The organism is Saccharopolyspora sp. CA-218241 (assembly GCF_050954615.1).
GTDB classification, from domain to species: domain Bacteria; phylum Actinomycetota; class Actinomycetes; order Mycobacteriales; family Pseudonocardiaceae; genus Saccharopolyspora; species Saccharopolyspora cebuensis.
In genome coordinates this window covers 2,182,206-2,197,678 of record NZ_CP191860.1, presented here as the reverse complement: position 1 = coordinate 2,197,678, position 15,473 = coordinate 2,182,206, and the positions used below count along the sequence as shown (strand labels likewise).

Sequence of the window (15,473 nt, the reverse complement as noted above, 5' to 3'; positions counted from 1 at the left end):
CCGACGATGGCGATCCGCGCGGCGGTCATCTGCCACCTCCCGCACCGACGGCTCCGGCCGGCCGCCACCGCGCGCCCACCACCGGGGCGACGAGCAGCACCCCGGCCCGCAGCAGGCAGGCGATCACCAGCGCGAAGAACAGCCCGAAGGCGACGCCGGAGACGACCAGCGCGCCGTAGACGAACGCGGTCGTCAGGCCGAAGATCACCTGGTTGCGCGGGAGGACCGGGGTGGTGCCGGGGTCGGTGATCATGTAGTTGGTGAACAGGATGAACGCCACCCCGGTCAACGGGGTCAGCGTCGCGAGCAGGGAGTGGTCGAACAGCAGCCAGCGCAGCACCGCTTGCAGCACGAACCCGCCGAACCACCCGAGGATGAGGGGCGTCTTGCCGGTCAGGCGGAGGTTGAGCATCGTGCCGAGCATCAGGATGCCCAGCGGGACCAGCCAGTCGACGACCGCGGGCACCGCGTTGGTGAAGTGGTACGGCGGCGCGATGCCCACCCACGGGAACAGCACCAGGGTCACCGCGATGCCGCAGTTCGACGGGTTGAGCAGGTGCCGCAGCCGCCCCCGGATCCGCGCGCGCACCAGGTACTTGCTGGAGTTGGCGACCACCACCGCGAACAGGTAGGGCCACAGCGAGGTGTTGCCGTAGAGCAGCATGGCGCAGGCCAGCGCGGTGATGTGCGGCGGCAGCAGGAAGGTCACCAGGTTGCCCGCGCCGCCGAGGTACTCCGGTCGCGTGCCGCGCGCCCAGCAGTCGAGCCACTCGAACAGCAGCGCGGTGGCGTAGCTGGCCACCAGCGCCGCCAGCGGGGTGAGCGGGGACTGCTCGAAGCCGAGGAACAGGTGTCCGACGACGTTGAACGCGGTGATCGACAGGGCGAATCGGCGCAGCGCCGTGACCCGCTTGTCCACCGGGGCCTTGACCTCGGGCGGCGGTGGCGCCGCACCGGTGGGGATCGGGGCCAGTCCGGTCTCGTGCTCCCTCGTGCTGGTCACCGCGGCACCGCCGTTCCATCGGGTCGGAGGAGGATCGTGTGGTGTCCCGGCTCGACGTCGACCGTCGCGGTGTGCACCGCCCGACCGTCGCGCCAGGTGATCGTGACCGGAGCCGGGCCGCCCTGCGGGAGCGCGACGTGCACCTCGCTGGCCGAGACCCCGGCGTGGCCGTTGGCCGGGTAGAGCTGCGCCTTCTGCGGTGGGGCGGCGCCACCGACCTCCACCTGCGCCCCGATGGCGTCCCGCAGCCCTCCGGCCGCTCCGGCGCGGACCAGCCGCAGATCGGCCGCCGGCGGGGATTGCGCGGTGTTGCGCAGCAGCACCGAGTCCTCCCACTGGTTGGCGACCAGCACGTCGAGGCGGTTGTCCCCGTCGACGTCGCCGACGGCGAACCCGCGCGTCACGTGCGGCTGGTCGATCCCGGTCCGGGGGGCCACGTCGGTGTAGCGACCGCCGGTGCGGGCCCACAGCGGGTTGTGCTCGTGCCCGGACAGATCGTCGCCCGGCTGGAAGTTCGGCCACGCCGCCGGGTGTTCGAGCACCTGGTCGTTGCCCATCGCGAGCTCCTGGAGCTCCGGCCACCGGTCCCGCTCGCCCTTGATGAAGCCGGTGGCCTGGATGAGCTCGTCCACACCGGAGTTGTCGAAGTCGGCGGCCTTGATGTCCCACGACCAACCGCTGCGCGCGATGCCCAGTTCCTCGCTGCGCTCGTCGTAGGGCAGCTCGCCCGCCATCAGGTCGCTGCCCTCCCCCGTGGGCACGAACGCGAAGTTGCTCTCCTGCAAGGCGAACGGCGTGGTGATGTTGCTGACGGCGATGAGCGGCAGCCCCCGGCCGCCGGGGTGGGTGAAGGTCACCCCCATCCCCTTGAACGAGTCGTGCCCCAGCACTTCCGAGCGGGGCGTCGTCAGGTCCCGGGAACCCTTGACCTCGCGCCACCGGACCCGACCCGGTGTCGAGTGGTTCACCAGGAGCTGGTCCGGGCCGAAGTCGTTGGCCACGTACATCTCCGGCAGCAGATCGCCCGTGAGGTCCTGCATCCCGAACGCGAGCGTCCACGCTCGGGCCGAGTGGTCGGGCGCGGAATTGCTCACGTCGACCAGCTCGGGGCGGTCATCGGCGCGCCGGTCGGCCGGGTCAGGAAGATCCGGTTGATCCCGCCGTTGCGCGCCAGGCCCATCGAGTCCTGCATCGCCATCCGGTCGTCGTCGTGGGCGGTCGGATCGAGCACCTTCGCGCCGTCCGGGAAGTAGTTGCCGACGAGCACGTCGAGGTGCCCGTCACCGTCCACATCGGCCACGTTGAGCGAGGTGGAGTTCCACACCTCCATCGGGCGCACCAGCTCGGTCGGCCGGAAGTCGGTGGCCCGCGGTGGTGATCCCGGCGTGGTCCCGTTGAGGAACAGGACCGGGGAGCGTCCCCAGTAGTAGATCAGGAAATCCATGGTCCCGTTCTCGTCGAGGTCCGCGGGGACGCAGCCCATCGGGGCCATCGTCGCGTCGTAGCGCAGTCCGCGCGGGAACAGCTCGAACCGCTCGTAGGCCGGTTCCGAGCCGCGGACCGGGAACACGGTCACCGAATCGTCCCGGGGGTCGACCAGGCAGACGTCGGCCTGGTGCCCGAGCCCGCGCAGGTCGGTCAGCGCCACGGCGGCGCCCACCGCGGAGATCCAGCTCCGGATGTGCTCGAGCTGCGGCTGCACCGGGCGCTCGTACCGGGCGTCGGCGGGCGCCGAGTTGAGGGCCTCGGTGCGGAACGAGAACGAGCTCGCGGTGGCGGCGCTCGCCGTGGTGTCGGGACGGGCGGTCGCGATGGCCAGCATTGCGCAGAGGGCGATCGCGACTCCTGGCAGGATCGCTCTCCGTAACGCACGGGGCATCCTACGCATCCTTCCTGCAGGAGGTGAGGTGATCAGGTCAGCGCCGCTGCTCGGCGACGCGGCGCAGCCGCGCCTTCCACTCGCCGTACGCGGCGATGTCGGTGGACGACACGAGCCCGACCGCGGCCTCGTCCGTCCACCCGGCGGCTTCGGTGGGATCGGCGCCGAAGAGGTGTTCGGCGGCGCGCCGGGTGTGCTCCGGCACGATCCCCGAGCGCTGGCGCGCCGCGATCGCGAACAGCGCGCCTTGTCCGTAGTGGGCCGCGTGCGGACCGCTGGCCGCGCGCAGCCCGTCCAATGCGGACTCGTCGGCGCACCCCGCGTAGCAGGAGGCGAGCCCGATGCCGGACCACAGGTGCGGACGCGCCGGAGCCGGCGCCTCGGCGATCACCGCGGCGACCCCGTCGACGTCGGCGGACTCGGCGAACCACAACGCGCGCCCGCAACCCGCCACCCGGGACTGCCACCGCAGCGACGAACCCGCCCGGCATCGGCGCCGCAACGCCGCCAGCCCGCCGAAGTAGGTCTCGGCGAACCCCGCGCCGTCCAGCGCCAACCAGCGCAGCAGCGGCGTCGGCGGGATCGGGACCGGAAGCGGCACCCGCAGCGGCACCAACGCCCAGCCGCAGCCGACGTGGATCAGGTGGGTGTAGTCCTGGCCGGGCCCGGCCAGCAGCCGGGCCCGCGCATGAGCCCGCCCGGCGGTGAGGACGTCGCGCAACGCGGCGTGCATGGCCGCACCCTCGTAGGCGAACCCGCGCTCCTCCACCGGCAGCGCGCCGAGGGCCGAATGCGGATCCCGCCACTGGCGGACCGCGATGTTGAAACCGTGCAAGAAGTGGGCGGCATGCCCTTCGAGAACCTCTCGCCATTCCGGGCGGTCGAGGCGAAACCGGCGCTTCTCGAAGTCCGCGAGATCAAGAGGAAGACCGATCCGACCCACTCCGGCAGCATCTCGACCACGTTCCACCGACCGCACTGCGCGAATCCCCCAAGATACTTGTGTTCCCCCGGCTGATAAATGGTGGTGCGCACTGCATCGGCAATCTACGGACACCGCGACCGCAGGCGTGACGGACTGATAACACCAAATCCGGGCAGGGCGGGTCAAGTCCCCCTGCGAGATCATCCGGGACGCCGGAATCACCTTCCGCCACCCTTTCGGTCTAGTGATCGGGCAGGCACGATTCCGGTACGGGTACGCAACGGGAACGAGCACGAACGGCCGCCGAAATTAGACCTTAAAGGGGATCAGGAAATTCACGTCGGAGCCGCGATCGAAGCCACTCGGACACTAACTCCCGACTGCCGCGGATTCCACATTTCTCCACGATGGCCGGACCAATTGCACACGCCCCGCATCGACCGCTCCAGGACAACCCGCCATCAGTGTGAACGGAAGCGACGCCAGATACCACCGCGCCTCCGCGAGGCGGAGTGCACGTTTCCGCGAAAAGGACGTTCAGTCACCTCGGAGAGCGGCCACCAGGTCCGCCACGAGATCGGCCGGGTCTTCGATGCCCGCGGACAGGCGCACCATCCGCTCGGTGATGCCCAGTTCCGCCAGCGCCGCGCGCGGAGCAGGCCGGTGGGACATCCACGCAGGACATTCGATCAGGGAGCGGACGCCGCCGAGGCTGACCGCGCACGCGAAGAGTTCGACGCGTTCGAGCAGCACCGCGGTATCCCCTCGGTGCTCGAACGTCACCACACCGCCGCCGCTGCTCATCTGCCTGCGCAGCGGCGACCCCGGTGCCGCGTCGGCGGGGTCGGGGTACCGCACGCGCTCCACCTCCGGGCGGGCGCGCAACGCCTCCGCCATCGCACGCGCGTTGGCCGCTTGCCGCTCCGCCCGCACCTCCAAGGTGCGCAGTCCGCGGTGGACCAGGAACGAATCCCACGCTCCGGGCACGTTGCCCGCGGTGGTCCGGTACTGGCGCAAGGCGTCGAGCACCGATTCGTCCTCGGTGACCAGCGCGCCGCCGAGCACGTCGAGGTGCCCCGAGATGACCTTGGTGGTGCTGTGCAGCACGAGATCGGCGCCGTGATGCAGCGGCTGCTGCACCGAAGGACCGACTAGGGTGTTGTCGACGAGCACCCGCGCTCCCCCGGCGTGCGCCCGCTCCGCGACCGCCGCGATGTCGGTGATCTTGAGCAGCGGGTTGGTGGGCGTCTCCAGCCACACCAGGTCGGCCGGGCGGGCCAGCACCTCGCGGGCGGTCGCGGGATCGCTGAGATCGGCGCGGACGACCTCCACGCCGTACCGGCCGAACAGGCGGAACAGGGAATGCGTTCCGCCGTAGACGTCATCCGAGGCGACGACCCGGCCGTCCGGCGGCACGAGCGACAAGGCGGCCATCCCGGCAGCCTGCCCGGAGGAGAACGCGACGGCGGAACGGGCGCCCTCCAGCTGCGCGATCGCCGCCTCCACGGCCTCGGTGGTCGGGTTCTCACCCCGGGAGTAGAAGTACCGCGGGTCCTCCTGGGCGCGCCGGTCGAACGTCGAGGTCAGGTGCACCGGCGGCGTCACGTCCCCGGTACCCGGCGTGATGTCCCCTCCGGCGTGGACGGCGCGGGTGCCGAACCGCCTCGACGCCGGCGGTCCCGTCACGCCGGTGCCTCCGCGCGCACGCACAAGGACGTCGACGGCAACCGCACCGTGCCGTCCGGGGCGGTGTGCTCGGCGGCGGATTCGGCGACCGCGTCCCACACCTCCGGCGCGTCCAGCGTGCCGCACCGTTCGCGGACCGCGTTGCGCATGCCGGGCGGGAGCACGTCCTTGGTGTAGGCGGCGAAGTGCGCCGCCGAGTCGAGCACGAACGGCACGGTCAACGCCTCCACCTCGACGTGCGCGAAACCCGCCTCGGCCACCTCCCGCTCCAGCAGGCCCGGTTCCGACATGGTGAACGGACCGGGCCCGCCCGGAGGCGGCGGGGCGAGTCCGAGCACGCCGGAGATCACCCGGAACCCGAGCCCGATCATCGGCACGGCCGGCGGCGGGCCCCACACCGCGGCGGAGAGCACACCGCCGGGGACGAGCACTCGGCGGATCGCCCGCAGTGCCGCCACCCGGTCGGCCGCGAACATCAGTCCCCACCGGCTCAGCACGACGTCGAAGGTTCCGGCGGGCAAGTCCATCGCGAGCACGTCACCGACCTCGAAGGCCAGCCCAGCGCGACCCCCGGCGTGCTCCCGCGCGAGTTCGACCATCTTCTCCGCGAGATCGATGCCGAGCACCGATCCGGTCGGGCCCACGACCTCGGCCGCCGAGATCGCGGGCTCCCCGATGCCGGAACCGACGTCGAGGATCCGCTGACCGGTGCGGACCGGAGCGGAGCGCAGCAACCGTTCGGTGACCACCGCCGCGCCGCGCTCGAAGTCCCGCCCGCGGTTCGCCCATCCGGCGCTCACCGCGTTCCAGACGTCCCGCTGCTGCGCCGCCACATCGCCTTCGCTGCTCACCAGTGCACCTCGCGCTCGTTCGGGGTTCGCAGGAATCGTCGGAGCGATTCCGCAATGGGCGACGCCCCGCGCAGGACGCCGCCGGGCAGACGAACCGGAAGTCCCTAGTTGAATATACGTTTGTATAGCTACCGTCACAAGAGTGCAGGGAACGACCCGGGGGGCGAGGCACCGCTGCGCACGCGAACGCCTCGACCGGCCAACCGAGTCGCCACCTCGAGAACCAGCACAGGGAGGACCACCGTGCCGGGCGAGCCCACCGCGAGCGAGGACATCAGCACGTTCATCGCGAACCTGCCCAAGGTCGACCTGCACGTGCACCTGCTGGGCGCCGCCTCGGTGCACGCCGTGGCCGCGCTCGCCCGGCGGCACCCGGAACGCGGAGTGCCCGCCGACCCCGAAGCGCTCCGCCGGTATTTCGAGTTCACCTCGTTCGCGTACTTCGTCGAGGTCTACACCGCCGTGAACCGCCTCGTCACCACCGGCGAGGACGTGCTCGCCCTCGTCCTCGGGCTCGGCGAAGAGCTGGCGCGGGAGTCGGTCCGCTACGCCGAGGTCACCGTGACGCCGGTGTCGCACCTGCGCACCGGGATCGCCCCCGGCGACCTCGCGGAAGCGCTCGAGGCGGGACGCACCGCGGTGGCCCACCGCACCGGCGTCGAGCTGAACTGGATCGTGGACACCTCCGGCGACGACGGCCGCGAAGGAGCAGCGGCCGCCCTCGACTGGGTGCTGCGGCACCAACCCGACGGGACGGTCGGGTTCGGCCTCGGCGGCCCGGAGTCCGGCATCCCCCGCCGCGATTTCCGCGCGGTGTTCCGGCGGGCCGTCGCGCACGGGTTGCACAGCGTCCCGCACGCCGGCGAAACGACCACGGCCGAGGAGGTCCGGGACGCCGTCCGCGAACTCGGCGCCGAACGGATCGGGCACGGCATCCGCGCGGTCGACGACGCCGCCCTGGTGGCCGAGCTCGGCGAGCGCGGCATCACGCTGGAAGTGTGCCCGACCTCGAACCTGCGGACCCGGGCTGTGGCCGAGGCTGCGGAGCACCCGCTGCCCCTGCTCCGCGCCGCCGGGGTCCCGGTCACGCTCGGCACCGACGACCCGGCCATGTTCGGCACCACGTTGACCGGCGAATACCGGCTCTGCCACGAGGAGCTGGGCATGTCCGCCGAAGACCTGCTCGACCTCGCCGAGACGGGGATGCGCGCGGCGTTCTGCGGCGAGTCCCGGCGTCGCGGGCTGCTCGCCGAACTCGACGCGTTCCGAGCGGGAGCCGGCGACGACGTCTGGTAGGCCGACCGCCTTCCGCGGGCGCGGAGGCCTCAGAGGAAGCGCGCGTTCGGGTGCTCGGCGGTCCACGTCCCCGGCCGGACCGAGCGCAGCGCCCGGCACACCTCGTCGACCTCCTCGGTGGTGTTGTAGACGCCGAAGGACAAGCGGACGGTGCCGAGGAGCCCGAGGGCGTCGAGGAACGTGCTCGCGCAGTGCACGCCGCAGCGCACCGCGATCCCGTGCTGGTCGAGGTAGCCGCCCACGTCGTAGGGGTGGATCCCGTCCACCACGAAGGACACGATCCCGCTGGGATCCCGTTCCGGCGCACCGACCACGCGCACACCGCCGATCTCCCCCAACGCCGACACCGCGTACCGGACGAGCTCCGCATCGTGCCTGCGCACCTGCTCGAACCCGAGGCGCCGGAGGTAGTCGAAGGCCGCGGCGAGCCCGACCGCGCCCGCCACGTCCGGGGTCCCCGCCTCCAGCCGGGCCGGAGTGGGCACGTAGGAGACCGGCTCGTCGAACCGGACGCCCTTGACCGTTCCGCCGCCGACCCGGTACGGCGGCAGGTCCGCGAGGCGCTCGGACCGACCGTGCAGGACCCCCACGCCCTGCGGCCCGTACATCTTGTGCGCCGAGAAGCAGTAGAAGTCGGCGCCGATCCCGGCCACGTCGACCGGGCGGTGCGCCACCGCCTGCGCGCCGTCGACGACCACGACGGCGCCGCGGCGCCGGGCCAGCGCGGTCATCTCCCGGACCGGATTCACCGTGCCGAGCACGTTGGAGACGTGGCTGATCGCGGCGATCCGGACCCGGTCGCCGAGCGCCGCGTCGAACGCCTCCAGCGACGTGGCACCGTCCGGCCCGACGGGAACGACCACCAGTTCCGCACCGCGCTCCTCGCAGAGCCGGCGCCACGGCAGGAGGTTGGAGTTGTGCTCCATTCCGGTGATCAGGACCTGATCACCGGGGCCGACCAGTTCCGCTCCGGCGGTCGCCGCCACCAGGTTCACCCCATCCGTCGTGCCGCCGGTGAAGACAACCTCGTCGGGGGAGCCGGCACCGATCGCGGACGCGACGGTGCGGCGGGCCTGGTCGAAGCGGTCGGTCGCGGCGAAGGCCAGCCGGTGGTAGCCGCGGCCGACGTTGCTGTTGGCGGTGGTGTAGTAGTCGACGATCGCGTCGAGCACGGGCGTCGGCTTGTGCGTGGTGGCCGCGTTGTCCAGGTAGACCGCACCCGCCGCGGCCCCGGTGCCGGACAGGATCGGGAAGTCCTCCCGAATGGACACCGGGGTTTCGGCACCGTGCTTCTCCACCGTCAGCGCGTCGAGCATCGCGAACTCCCCACAAGTCGTACGACCGGGTCGGCTACCGCGCGGCGGAACGGCGCTCCAGCCCCCGACGTCCGTCGGCAGGGCACGTCCGCTCCGACAACACCCGAACAAACATACTTTTGATGAATCGACCACCACAAGGTGCGGGCGAGCACCAACGCCGGTTCAGCACCTCGAACAGCATCGACGGGCGCGCTATCGACCGGGTACGCCTCTTGCGGATCGACCGGCAACTCTTGTTCGATATTTCAATGTCAAGTAATCTTCATCATCGACGATCGACCAGCGGTGGTGCGCGCACGACCCGGGCCACCGCCGGGTCGCCGGACCGACCACGGAGCAAGCCCGATGCCGGTCATCGACCCCGCATTCTCCGCCCTCCCGCTGGACTCGCTCGCCGATGCCGCGCTCGGACGCGCTCGCGAACTCGGCGTGCGGCACGCCGCGTTCCGGTTGCAGCGCAGCCGGCACGCCCAGCACCTGCAACGCGACGGACGGTTGCGGGGCAGCCAGGACACCACCGGACTCGGCCTCTCGGTCAGCGTCGTGCACGGGGGGCACCGCGGCTTCGCCGCCGACGTCGAGCTGAGCCCCACGGCCGCCGCGCGCGCGAGCGAACGGGCCGTGGCGCTCGCCCGGCTCATGCGGGACACCGGTTCGGAGCCGGTGGCGTTCGCCGCCGAGCCCGCCCACGAGTCGACGTGGATCTCCGACTACGAAGTCAACCCCTTCGACGTCCCCGAAGCTGAGCGGCTGGAGCTGATGGCGGGGTGGAGCTCCCGGCTGCTCGCCGCCGCTCCGGTGGCGCAGGTGCTGGCCAAGTTCACCGCGGTCCAGGAGAACAAGTTCTACGCCGATCTCGCGGGCAGCCGCACCACGCAGCAGACGGTGCGGGTCCACCCGCAGCTCGTCGCACTGGGCGCGACCGACGACGCGACGCACAGCCTCCGCACACTCGGCCCCCGGTGGCGCGCGGCTGGGAATACCTCGGCGGGGCCGGCTGGGACTGGGAAGGCGAGATCGACGCGCTCCCGGAGCTGCTGGACGAGGGCCTGCACGCCGACACGATCCCCGAAGGACGCTACGACCTGGTGATCGAACCCTCGAACCTGTGGCTCACCATCCACGAGTCCATCGGGCACGCCACCGAACTGGACCGGGCCCTGGGGCACGAAGCGTCCTACGCGGGAACCACCTTCGCCACCACCGGCGGCCTGGGCACGCTGCGCTACGGATCCCCGGCGATGAACGTGGCGGCCGATCGCACCACCCCGCACGGGCTGGCCACCACGGGTTTCGACGACGAGGGGGTGGCGGCCCAGTCGTGGGAGCTGGTCCGCGAGGGCGTACACGTCGGCTACCAGGTGGACCGGGGCACGGCGGGCGCACTCGCCATGCCGCGGTCCAACGGCTGCGCCTACGCCCAATCCGCGCACCACGTGGCGCTCCAGCGGATGCCCAACGTGTCCCTGGTCCCGGGCCAGGGCGGTCCCGCCACCGAGGACTTGATCAGCGCGGTCGACGACGGCCTCTACGTGGTCGGGTCCGGGAGCTGGTCGATCGACACCCGGCGGGAGAACTTCCAGTTCTCCGCGCAGCGGTACTTCAGGATCCGCCGGGGCTCGCTGGTGGGTCAGGTCCGCGACCTCGCCTACCAGTCCAGCACCCTCGACTTCTGGCGCTCGCTGGAGGCCGTGGGCGGGCCGAGCACGTTCGCCCTGTTCGGCGCCGACCTCTGCGGGAAGGGCCGCCCGGTGCAGTCCGCCGCCGCCAGCCACGGCAGCCCGTCGGCGTTGTTCCGCTCGGTCCCCGTGCTCGGCATCTCGGAGGCGCTCGCATGACCGCTCCGCAGCAGATCGTCGAACGCGCGCTCGCGACCTCGTCCACGTCGGGCTGCGTCGCCATCGTGGACGAGGTCCACACCCACCACCTGCGCTGGGCCGAGAACGCGATCACCGCCGTCGGCGCGGACCGGTCCCGGCGGCTCACCGTCATCGCCCTGAACGAGCGCACCGACGGGGCCGCCGTCGGATCGGTGGCGCGCCACGGCCCGCTGGACCGCGCGACGATCGAGGACGTGGTGCGGCAGGCGGAAGCGGCCGCACGTTCCGGCCCGGCCACCGGGACCGCGCACCCGCTGCCCGCTTCGCCCTGCCTCGGGGACTGGGACGCGCCCTCCGCGCAACCACCACCGCAGGTCCTCCACCCGGTCGCCGCCGACCTCGCCGAATCGCTGGCCCGTGCCCGAGCGCGTCGGCTCCACCAGTACGGCTACGCCGAGCACCGCGCGGCGAGCTGCTACCTCGGCACCTCGACGGGCGTGCGTTCCCGCCACGACCAGCTCGGCGCGCTGCTGGAGAAGACGGTCAAGAACGCGGACCGGTCGGCATCGGCCTGGCACGGCGCGAATGCGGTCGACTTCACCGGTCTCGACACCGCGGCGGTGGACGCCGACCTGGACACCAGGCTGGGCTGGTCGGCCCGTCGCGTCGAGCTGCCGCCGGGCCGGTACCCGGTGGTCCTGGAACCGTCGGCGGTGGCCGAGCTGATGCAGCACCTCTACTCGGCGGCGGGTGCGGACGGAGCGCTGGGCGGCCATTCGGTGTTCAGCCGCTCCGGCGGCACCGCCGCGGGGGAACGGCTGACCGGCTTCCCGCTGACCATCGCGAGCGACCCGGCGGCGCCCGGAATGGAATGCGCGCCGTTCTTCGTCGCCCGCGCGTCGAGCGGCGCGGCCTCGGTCTTCGACAACGGCCTGCCGCTGGCCCGCACCCGCTGGCTGGACGACGGGGTGCTCGGCTCGCTGGTGCAGACCCGCGACTCCGCCGAGCGCACCGGCCTGCCGGTCACCCCGGAGATCGGCAACCTGCTGGTGCACGCGCCGGAGACCGCGGGGTCGCTGACCGAGCTGGTCGCCGGTGTCGAGCGCGGCCTGCTGATCTCCTGCCTCTGGTACCTGCGCGATCTGGATCCGCGAAGCCTGCTGCTCACCGGGTTGACCCGCGACGGCGTCCACCTCGTCGAACGCGGGGAGATCGTCGGAGCCACGAACAACTTCCGCTTCAACGAGAGCCCCGTGGGACTGCTCCCCCGGATCACCGGCTCGGGCCCCACCGGGCCGGCCCTCGTCCGGGAACCCAGCACGGTCCAGCTCCCCACCGCCGCACCGCCGCTGCGCGTCGAGGACTTCACGATGTCCTCGGTCAGCGGCCTGTCCTGACCGCATGGCGAGCCGAGAGAACGGAGCGGTGATCGCGTTGGGCGAAACCTCCGGCGTGCACGACGACCGCCGACAACTGCTGCTGGCGCTGCTCGGCGATGTGCGGGGACAGCGCGTGCTCGATCTCGGCTGCGGAGACGCGCTGCTGACGGCCGAAGTGCTGCGGCGCGGCTGCGCGCGCTACCTGGGGCTTTCCCAGGACCCGGCCGCGGCGCTGCCCGACGGGGCGGAGCTCCAGGTCACCGATCTCAACCGGTGGTCAGGGCTGTCCCCCGGCCAAGTGGTCGACGTCGCGACGTCGGTGGAGTTCCCCCGCCTGGTGCCCAACCTGCCGAGGACGCTGGAAACGCTGCGGCACCACCTCGCCCCGCACGGCCGGTTCGCCTTCGTCGTCGAGCACCCGATCGCGACGGCGAGCGCGAGCGGACGTACCCCGGTGACCGGGTACTTCCGGGAGACCACTACCGGGATGCGCGGGCGCGGTGATGGCGATGGCCGCGACCACCGCTCGCTGGAGACCTACTTCAGCGAGCTGCACTTCTGCGGCTTCCAGGTGGAGGAGTTCTCCGAGGGCGCACCGCGCAGCGGTGCCGCCGGGACCGACCTGCCCCGGTGGGCCATGTTCGGGTGCTCCCGGACCACGTGAGCCGGTTCAGCCGAATGCCCGCAGGAACCCGTCGAGGTACGCGCGGGGGAACACCAAGAGCTTCTGCTCGGGGTACGGCCGTTCCGACGGCGGCACGTGACCGGGCTCGCCGGGGGCCGCGTCCGCCAGGTGCGGACCGTAGTAGAACCAGCAGAACTGGCCCACCTGCTCGGCGAACAGCACCGGGTGGACCGAGGCCGGGTACATGGTCAAGTGGCAGTAGGTGGCGCGGAATTCACCTCGCGGCCCGAAGGCGTTGCCGTGCATCACGTGCCCGAACACGTCGTGCACGGCGCGGAACACGTCGTTGTGGGCGAATTCGACACCACCGCTGGTGATCCCAGCCGGCTCGCGCATGGGATGCGGCAGCCGGGGCCGTGCGGGCCCGTGCCCGGACCGCGTCAGGTGCACGTGCAGCACGCCCGTGGCTCGGACCCGCTCGTACAGGTGCCGCGAGTTGCGGTACGGGGCCCCCTCCCCGAGCCAGGGCTCCACCCGCAGCCCGGCGTCCAGGATGGCCTGGTACTGCGCGAGGTTCTCCTCTTGGAGGCTCCGGTAGGCCGCCCTCAGCCGGGCATCGGCAGGCACCACCGGCGCGCGGTCGAAGTGGTCGGCCACCGCGCGGCAGTAGGCAGGGCTCAACCGCAGCGGGAGTCGCCGGAGCTCGCTGATCGACCGCCTCGCGGCCGCCCCCTCCGGAAAGCGCCACCGGACGTAGCGATCCGCCACCTCCTCCAGATCGGTCAGCACCTCGCACCCCCGGAACCGGGATCCCGCCCGAACCGTAGCTACCACCCCACCATTTCACTATAGTATTTAGGATGCACTTTTACTACGCTGGGGTCACCAGATCGGCTAACCGAACCGAAAAGAGGGCCTGCGCATGAGCACCGCAGCCGAGACCAGCTCCGACTCGCGCCCCGGTTCCAGCTCCCCGGAGTCCGGCGGCGAGCCGCGCTACGGGGGAACGCTCCGCATGCTCGGCCCCGGCGGTGTCGACCACATCGACACCGCGAGCGCGTACTACGCGACCTCCAGCCAGATCCTGCGCGCGTTGACCCGGCAGCTCTTCGCCTATCCGGCGACCGGCGACCTGTCCACTCCGGAGAAGGCGTTCGCCCCGGCTCCGGACCTGGCCGTCGAGATCCCCACCACCGCCAACGGCGGGATCAGCGAAGACGGTCGCACCTACACGATTCGCTTGCGCTCGGGCGTGCGGTGGGATTCCACGCCCCCGCGCGAAGTCACCGCTCAGGACGTGATCCGCGGGCTCAAGCGCCTGGGCAACCCCGGGTGCGGTGCGGGGGCGCTGCACTTCTACACCAGCACGATCGAAGGAATGCGGGAGTACTGCGATGCGTACCGGAGCGCCTTCGAGAACGCCGCGCCGACGCCGCGCGAGCTCGCGGACTTCCAGAACGGCCACGACATCGCCGGACTGCACGCCGCGGACGACAAGACCCTGGTCGTGCGGCTCCTGCGCCCTGCGCACGACTTCCTGAACATCCTGGCGATGGGGTTCGCCTCGCCCGTCCCGGTGGAGTACGACGACTTCCTCCCGGATAGTGCCGAGTTCCGCGCCGGTATCCGTTCCTGCGCTCCGTACCGGCTGACCCGTTACACCGAGCGCGGTCAAGAGATCCTGATGGAACGCAACGACGTGTGGCGCCAGGAGACGGATCCGATCAGGCACCAGTACGTCGACGCGATCCACATCACCGCATCGAAGGAACCCGGTGACGTGGTGAAGGCCAAGCTCGACAGCGGCGAGGTGGACCTCGCCTGGTCGTTCACCTCGGTGTCGTGGGCCCGTCCTGAGCCGGGTCAGTTGATGACCCCTCGCAGCTACCCCGGTTTCGCGCTCAACCCCTACATCGTGTTCAACCTGCGCAGCCCCAATCCGGCGACCAGCGACCTCGCCGTTCGCACGGCCGTCGCCTACGCCATCGACAAGGTGGCCATCGGTGACATCCTCGACGTCCTGGACGCGCCGAACCGGCCGCTGCACTCGGCCATCCCCCCGGGCAGCGCCGGGCACCGGGAGTTCAACCCCTACCCGACTCCGGGGGACCGCGGCGATTCCGCCAAGGCACGCCAAGTGCTCGCCGATGCCGGCTACCAGGACGGGCTCACGCTGGTGGCCGCGGTGCGCGACATCGGGATCCACCTCAAGGTGATGGAGTCGGTCGCCGCGGACCTCCAAGAGTGCGGCATCACCCTGGAGTTCCGCAAGTACAGCCAGGCCGAGTACTACGGGTCCCTGCTGAGCGACCCAGCGCGGGCCGCCGCCGGTGAGTGGGACATCGCCGAGCCCGGCTTCACCCCGGACTGGTTCGGCGCCAACGGGCGCGCCATCGTGCAGCCGTTGTTCCAGACCAACCCGAACGCGGGGACGACCAACTACGGCGGGTACAGCGACCCCGATGTCGACGCCCTCATCGAACAGGCCCTCGCCGAGCCCGACCAGGTCCGCGCCGACGACCTGCTGCACGAGGTCGACGTGCGCATCATGCGCGACCTGCCGATCGTGCCGATCCTGGCGTTCGCCGCGATGACCTCCCGCTACCACGGCAAACGGGTCCGCAACGCCGTCCACGTACCGCAGATCGAGTTCTTCGACATCACCAACGTCTGGTTGGAGGACTGATCGC

Annotated in this window: 14 protein-coding genes; 6 read left to right on the top strand and 8 right to left on the bottom strand. The window is 71.5% G+C overall.

Features of this window, described 5'->3' with window-relative positions; genetic code table 11:
* Window positions 1-25: 25 nt before the first annotated feature.
* From ACQP0T_RS10750 to ACQP0T_RS10725, 6 genes are all read right to left on the bottom strand, one after another.
* Window positions 26-1,003 carry an enediyne biosynthesis protein UnbU gene (locus ACQP0T_RS10750; protein ID WP_433872620.1) on the bottom strand — a complete coding sequence of 326 codons (978 nt, stop codon included), beginning with the start codon at window positions 1,001-1,003 and terminating at the stop codon, window positions 26-28.
* Window positions 1,000-2,097: an ASPIC/UnbV domain-containing protein gene (locus ACQP0T_RS10745; protein ID WP_433872618.1), complete on the bottom strand. Its 1,098-nt coding sequence runs from the start codon at window positions 2,095-2,097 to the stop codon at window positions 1,000-1,002. The genes ACQP0T_RS10750 and ACQP0T_RS10745 overlap by 4 nt, the downstream gene beginning before the upstream one ends.
* On the bottom strand, window positions 2,094-2,825 hold the full coding sequence (locus tag ACQP0T_RS10740; RefSeq protein WP_433872616.1) for an FG-GAP repeat domain-containing protein: 732 nt from the start codon (window positions 2,823-2,825) through the stop codon (window positions 2,094-2,096). Before ACQP0T_RS10740 ends, ACQP0T_RS10745 begins: the two co-directional genes overlap by 4 nt.
* A gap of 94 nt (window positions 2,826-2,919) precedes the next feature.
* On the bottom strand, window positions 2,920-4,011 hold the full coding sequence (locus tag ACQP0T_RS10735) for a DUF1702 family protein (RefSeq protein ID WP_433873672.1): 1,092 nt from the start codon (window positions 4,009-4,011) through the stop codon (window positions 2,920-2,922).
* A gap of 333 nt (window positions 4,012-4,344) precedes the next feature.
* Complete coding sequence (locus ACQP0T_RS10730; RefSeq protein ID WP_433872614.1) at window positions 4,345-5,493, bottom strand: trans-sulfuration enzyme family protein; 1,149 nt, start codon at window positions 5,491-5,493, stop codon at window positions 4,345-4,347.
* Window positions 5,490-6,344, bottom strand: coding sequence for a class I SAM-dependent methyltransferase (locus ACQP0T_RS10725; RefSeq protein ID WP_433872612.1), 855 nt, complete (start codon window positions 6,342-6,344; stop codon window positions 5,490-5,492). The genes ACQP0T_RS10730 and ACQP0T_RS10725 overlap by 4 nt, the downstream gene beginning before the upstream one ends.
* A 243-nt stretch (window positions 6,345-6,587) precedes the next feature.
* On the opposite strand from ACQP0T_RS10725, the gene add reads away from it, so the two are divergent.
* On the top strand, window positions 6,588-7,640 hold the full coding sequence (gene add / locus ACQP0T_RS10720) for an adenosine deaminase (RefSeq protein WP_433872611.1): 1,053 nt from the start codon (window positions 6,588-6,590) through the stop codon (window positions 7,638-7,640).
* 29 nt (window positions 7,641-7,669) lie between these two features.
* Here add and ACQP0T_RS10715 read toward each other — a convergent pair whose 3' ends face one another.
* Window positions 7,670-8,956: an aminotransferase class V-fold PLP-dependent enzyme gene (locus ACQP0T_RS10715; RefSeq protein WP_433872609.1), complete on the bottom strand. Its 1,287-nt coding sequence runs from the start codon at window positions 8,954-8,956 to the stop codon at window positions 7,670-7,672.
* A 348-nt stretch (window positions 8,957-9,304) separates the two neighbouring features.
* Between ACQP0T_RS10715 and ACQP0T_RS10710 the strand changes: the two genes are divergently transcribed.
* Genes ACQP0T_RS10710 through ACQP0T_RS10695 form a run of 4 tightly spaced genes read left to right on the top strand, consistent with a single transcriptional unit; the run spans window position 9,305 to window position 12,822 of the window.
* Window positions 9,305-10,051 (top strand): PmbA/TldA family metallopeptidase, encoded by a 747-nt coding sequence (locus tag ACQP0T_RS10710; RefSeq protein ID WP_433872607.1) that lies wholly within the window; start codon window positions 9,305-9,307, stop codon window positions 10,049-10,051.
* Window positions 10,048-10,797 carry a TldD/PmbA family protein gene (locus ACQP0T_RS10705; RefSeq protein ID WP_433873671.1) on the top strand — a complete coding sequence of 250 codons (750 nt, stop codon included), beginning with the start codon at window positions 10,048-10,050 and terminating at the stop codon, window positions 10,795-10,797. The genes ACQP0T_RS10710 and ACQP0T_RS10705 overlap by 4 nt, the downstream gene beginning before the upstream one ends.
* On the top strand, window positions 10,794-12,176 hold the full coding sequence (locus ACQP0T_RS10700) for a metallopeptidase TldD-related protein (RefSeq protein WP_433872605.1): 1,383 nt from the start codon (window positions 10,794-10,796) through the stop codon (window positions 12,174-12,176). The genes ACQP0T_RS10705 and ACQP0T_RS10700 overlap by 4 nt, the downstream gene beginning before the upstream one ends.
* Window positions 12,177-12,180: 4 nt before the next feature.
* A complete protein-coding gene (locus ACQP0T_RS10695) occupies window positions 12,181-12,822 on the top strand; it encodes a methyltransferase domain-containing protein (protein WP_433872603.1) in 642 nt (213 codons plus the stop codon).
* 6 nt (window positions 12,823-12,828) lie between these two features.
* On the opposite strand, the gene ACQP0T_RS10690 is transcribed toward ACQP0T_RS10695, so the two are convergent.
* Window positions 12,829-13,572 (bottom strand): crotonobetainyl-CoA--carnitine CoA-transferase, encoded by a 744-nt coding sequence (locus tag ACQP0T_RS10690; protein ID WP_433872601.1) that lies wholly within the window; start codon window positions 13,570-13,572, stop codon window positions 12,829-12,831.
* Window positions 13,573-13,705: 133 nt separating this feature from the next.
* Between ACQP0T_RS10690 and ACQP0T_RS10685 the strand changes: the two genes are divergently transcribed.
* Window positions 13,706-15,469 (top strand): ABC transporter substrate-binding protein, encoded by a 1,764-nt coding sequence (locus tag ACQP0T_RS10685; RefSeq protein ID WP_433872599.1) that lies wholly within the window; start codon window positions 13,706-13,708, stop codon window positions 15,467-15,469.
* The last annotated feature ends 4 nt before the right edge of the window (window positions 15,470-15,473 follow it).

What these genes read in the sequence shown, in the direction of transcription:
- ACQP0T_RS10740 (WP_433872616.1), bottom strand. Translation starts at nt 2,825, where the DNA reads ATGCTGGCCATCGCGACCGCCCGTCCCGACACCACGGCGAGCGCCGCC.
- ACQP0T_RS10735 (WP_433873672.1), bottom strand. Translation starts at nt 4,011, where the DNA reads ATGATCTCGCAGGGGGACTTGACCCGCCCTGCCCGGATTTGGTGTTAT.
- ACQP0T_RS10715 (WP_433872609.1), bottom strand. Translation starts at nt 8,956, where the DNA reads ATGCTCGACGCGCTGACGGTGGAGAAGCACGGTGCCGAAACCCCGGTG.
- ACQP0T_RS10710 (WP_433872607.1), top strand. Translation starts at nt 9,305, where the DNA reads ATGCCGGTCATCGACCCCGCATTCTCCGCCCTCCCGCTGGACTCGCTC.
- ACQP0T_RS10700 (WP_433872605.1), top strand. Translation starts at nt 10,794, where the DNA reads ATGACCGCTCCGCAGCAGATCGTCGAACGCGCGCTCGCGACCTCGTCC.
- ACQP0T_RS10695 (WP_433872603.1), top strand. Translation starts at nt 12,181, where the DNA reads ATGGCGAGCCGAGAGAACGGAGCGGTGATCGCGTTGGGCGAAACCTCC.
- ACQP0T_RS10685 (WP_433872599.1), top strand. Translation starts at nt 13,706, where the DNA reads ATGAGCACCGCAGCCGAGACCAGCTCCGACTCGCGCCCCGGTTCCAGC.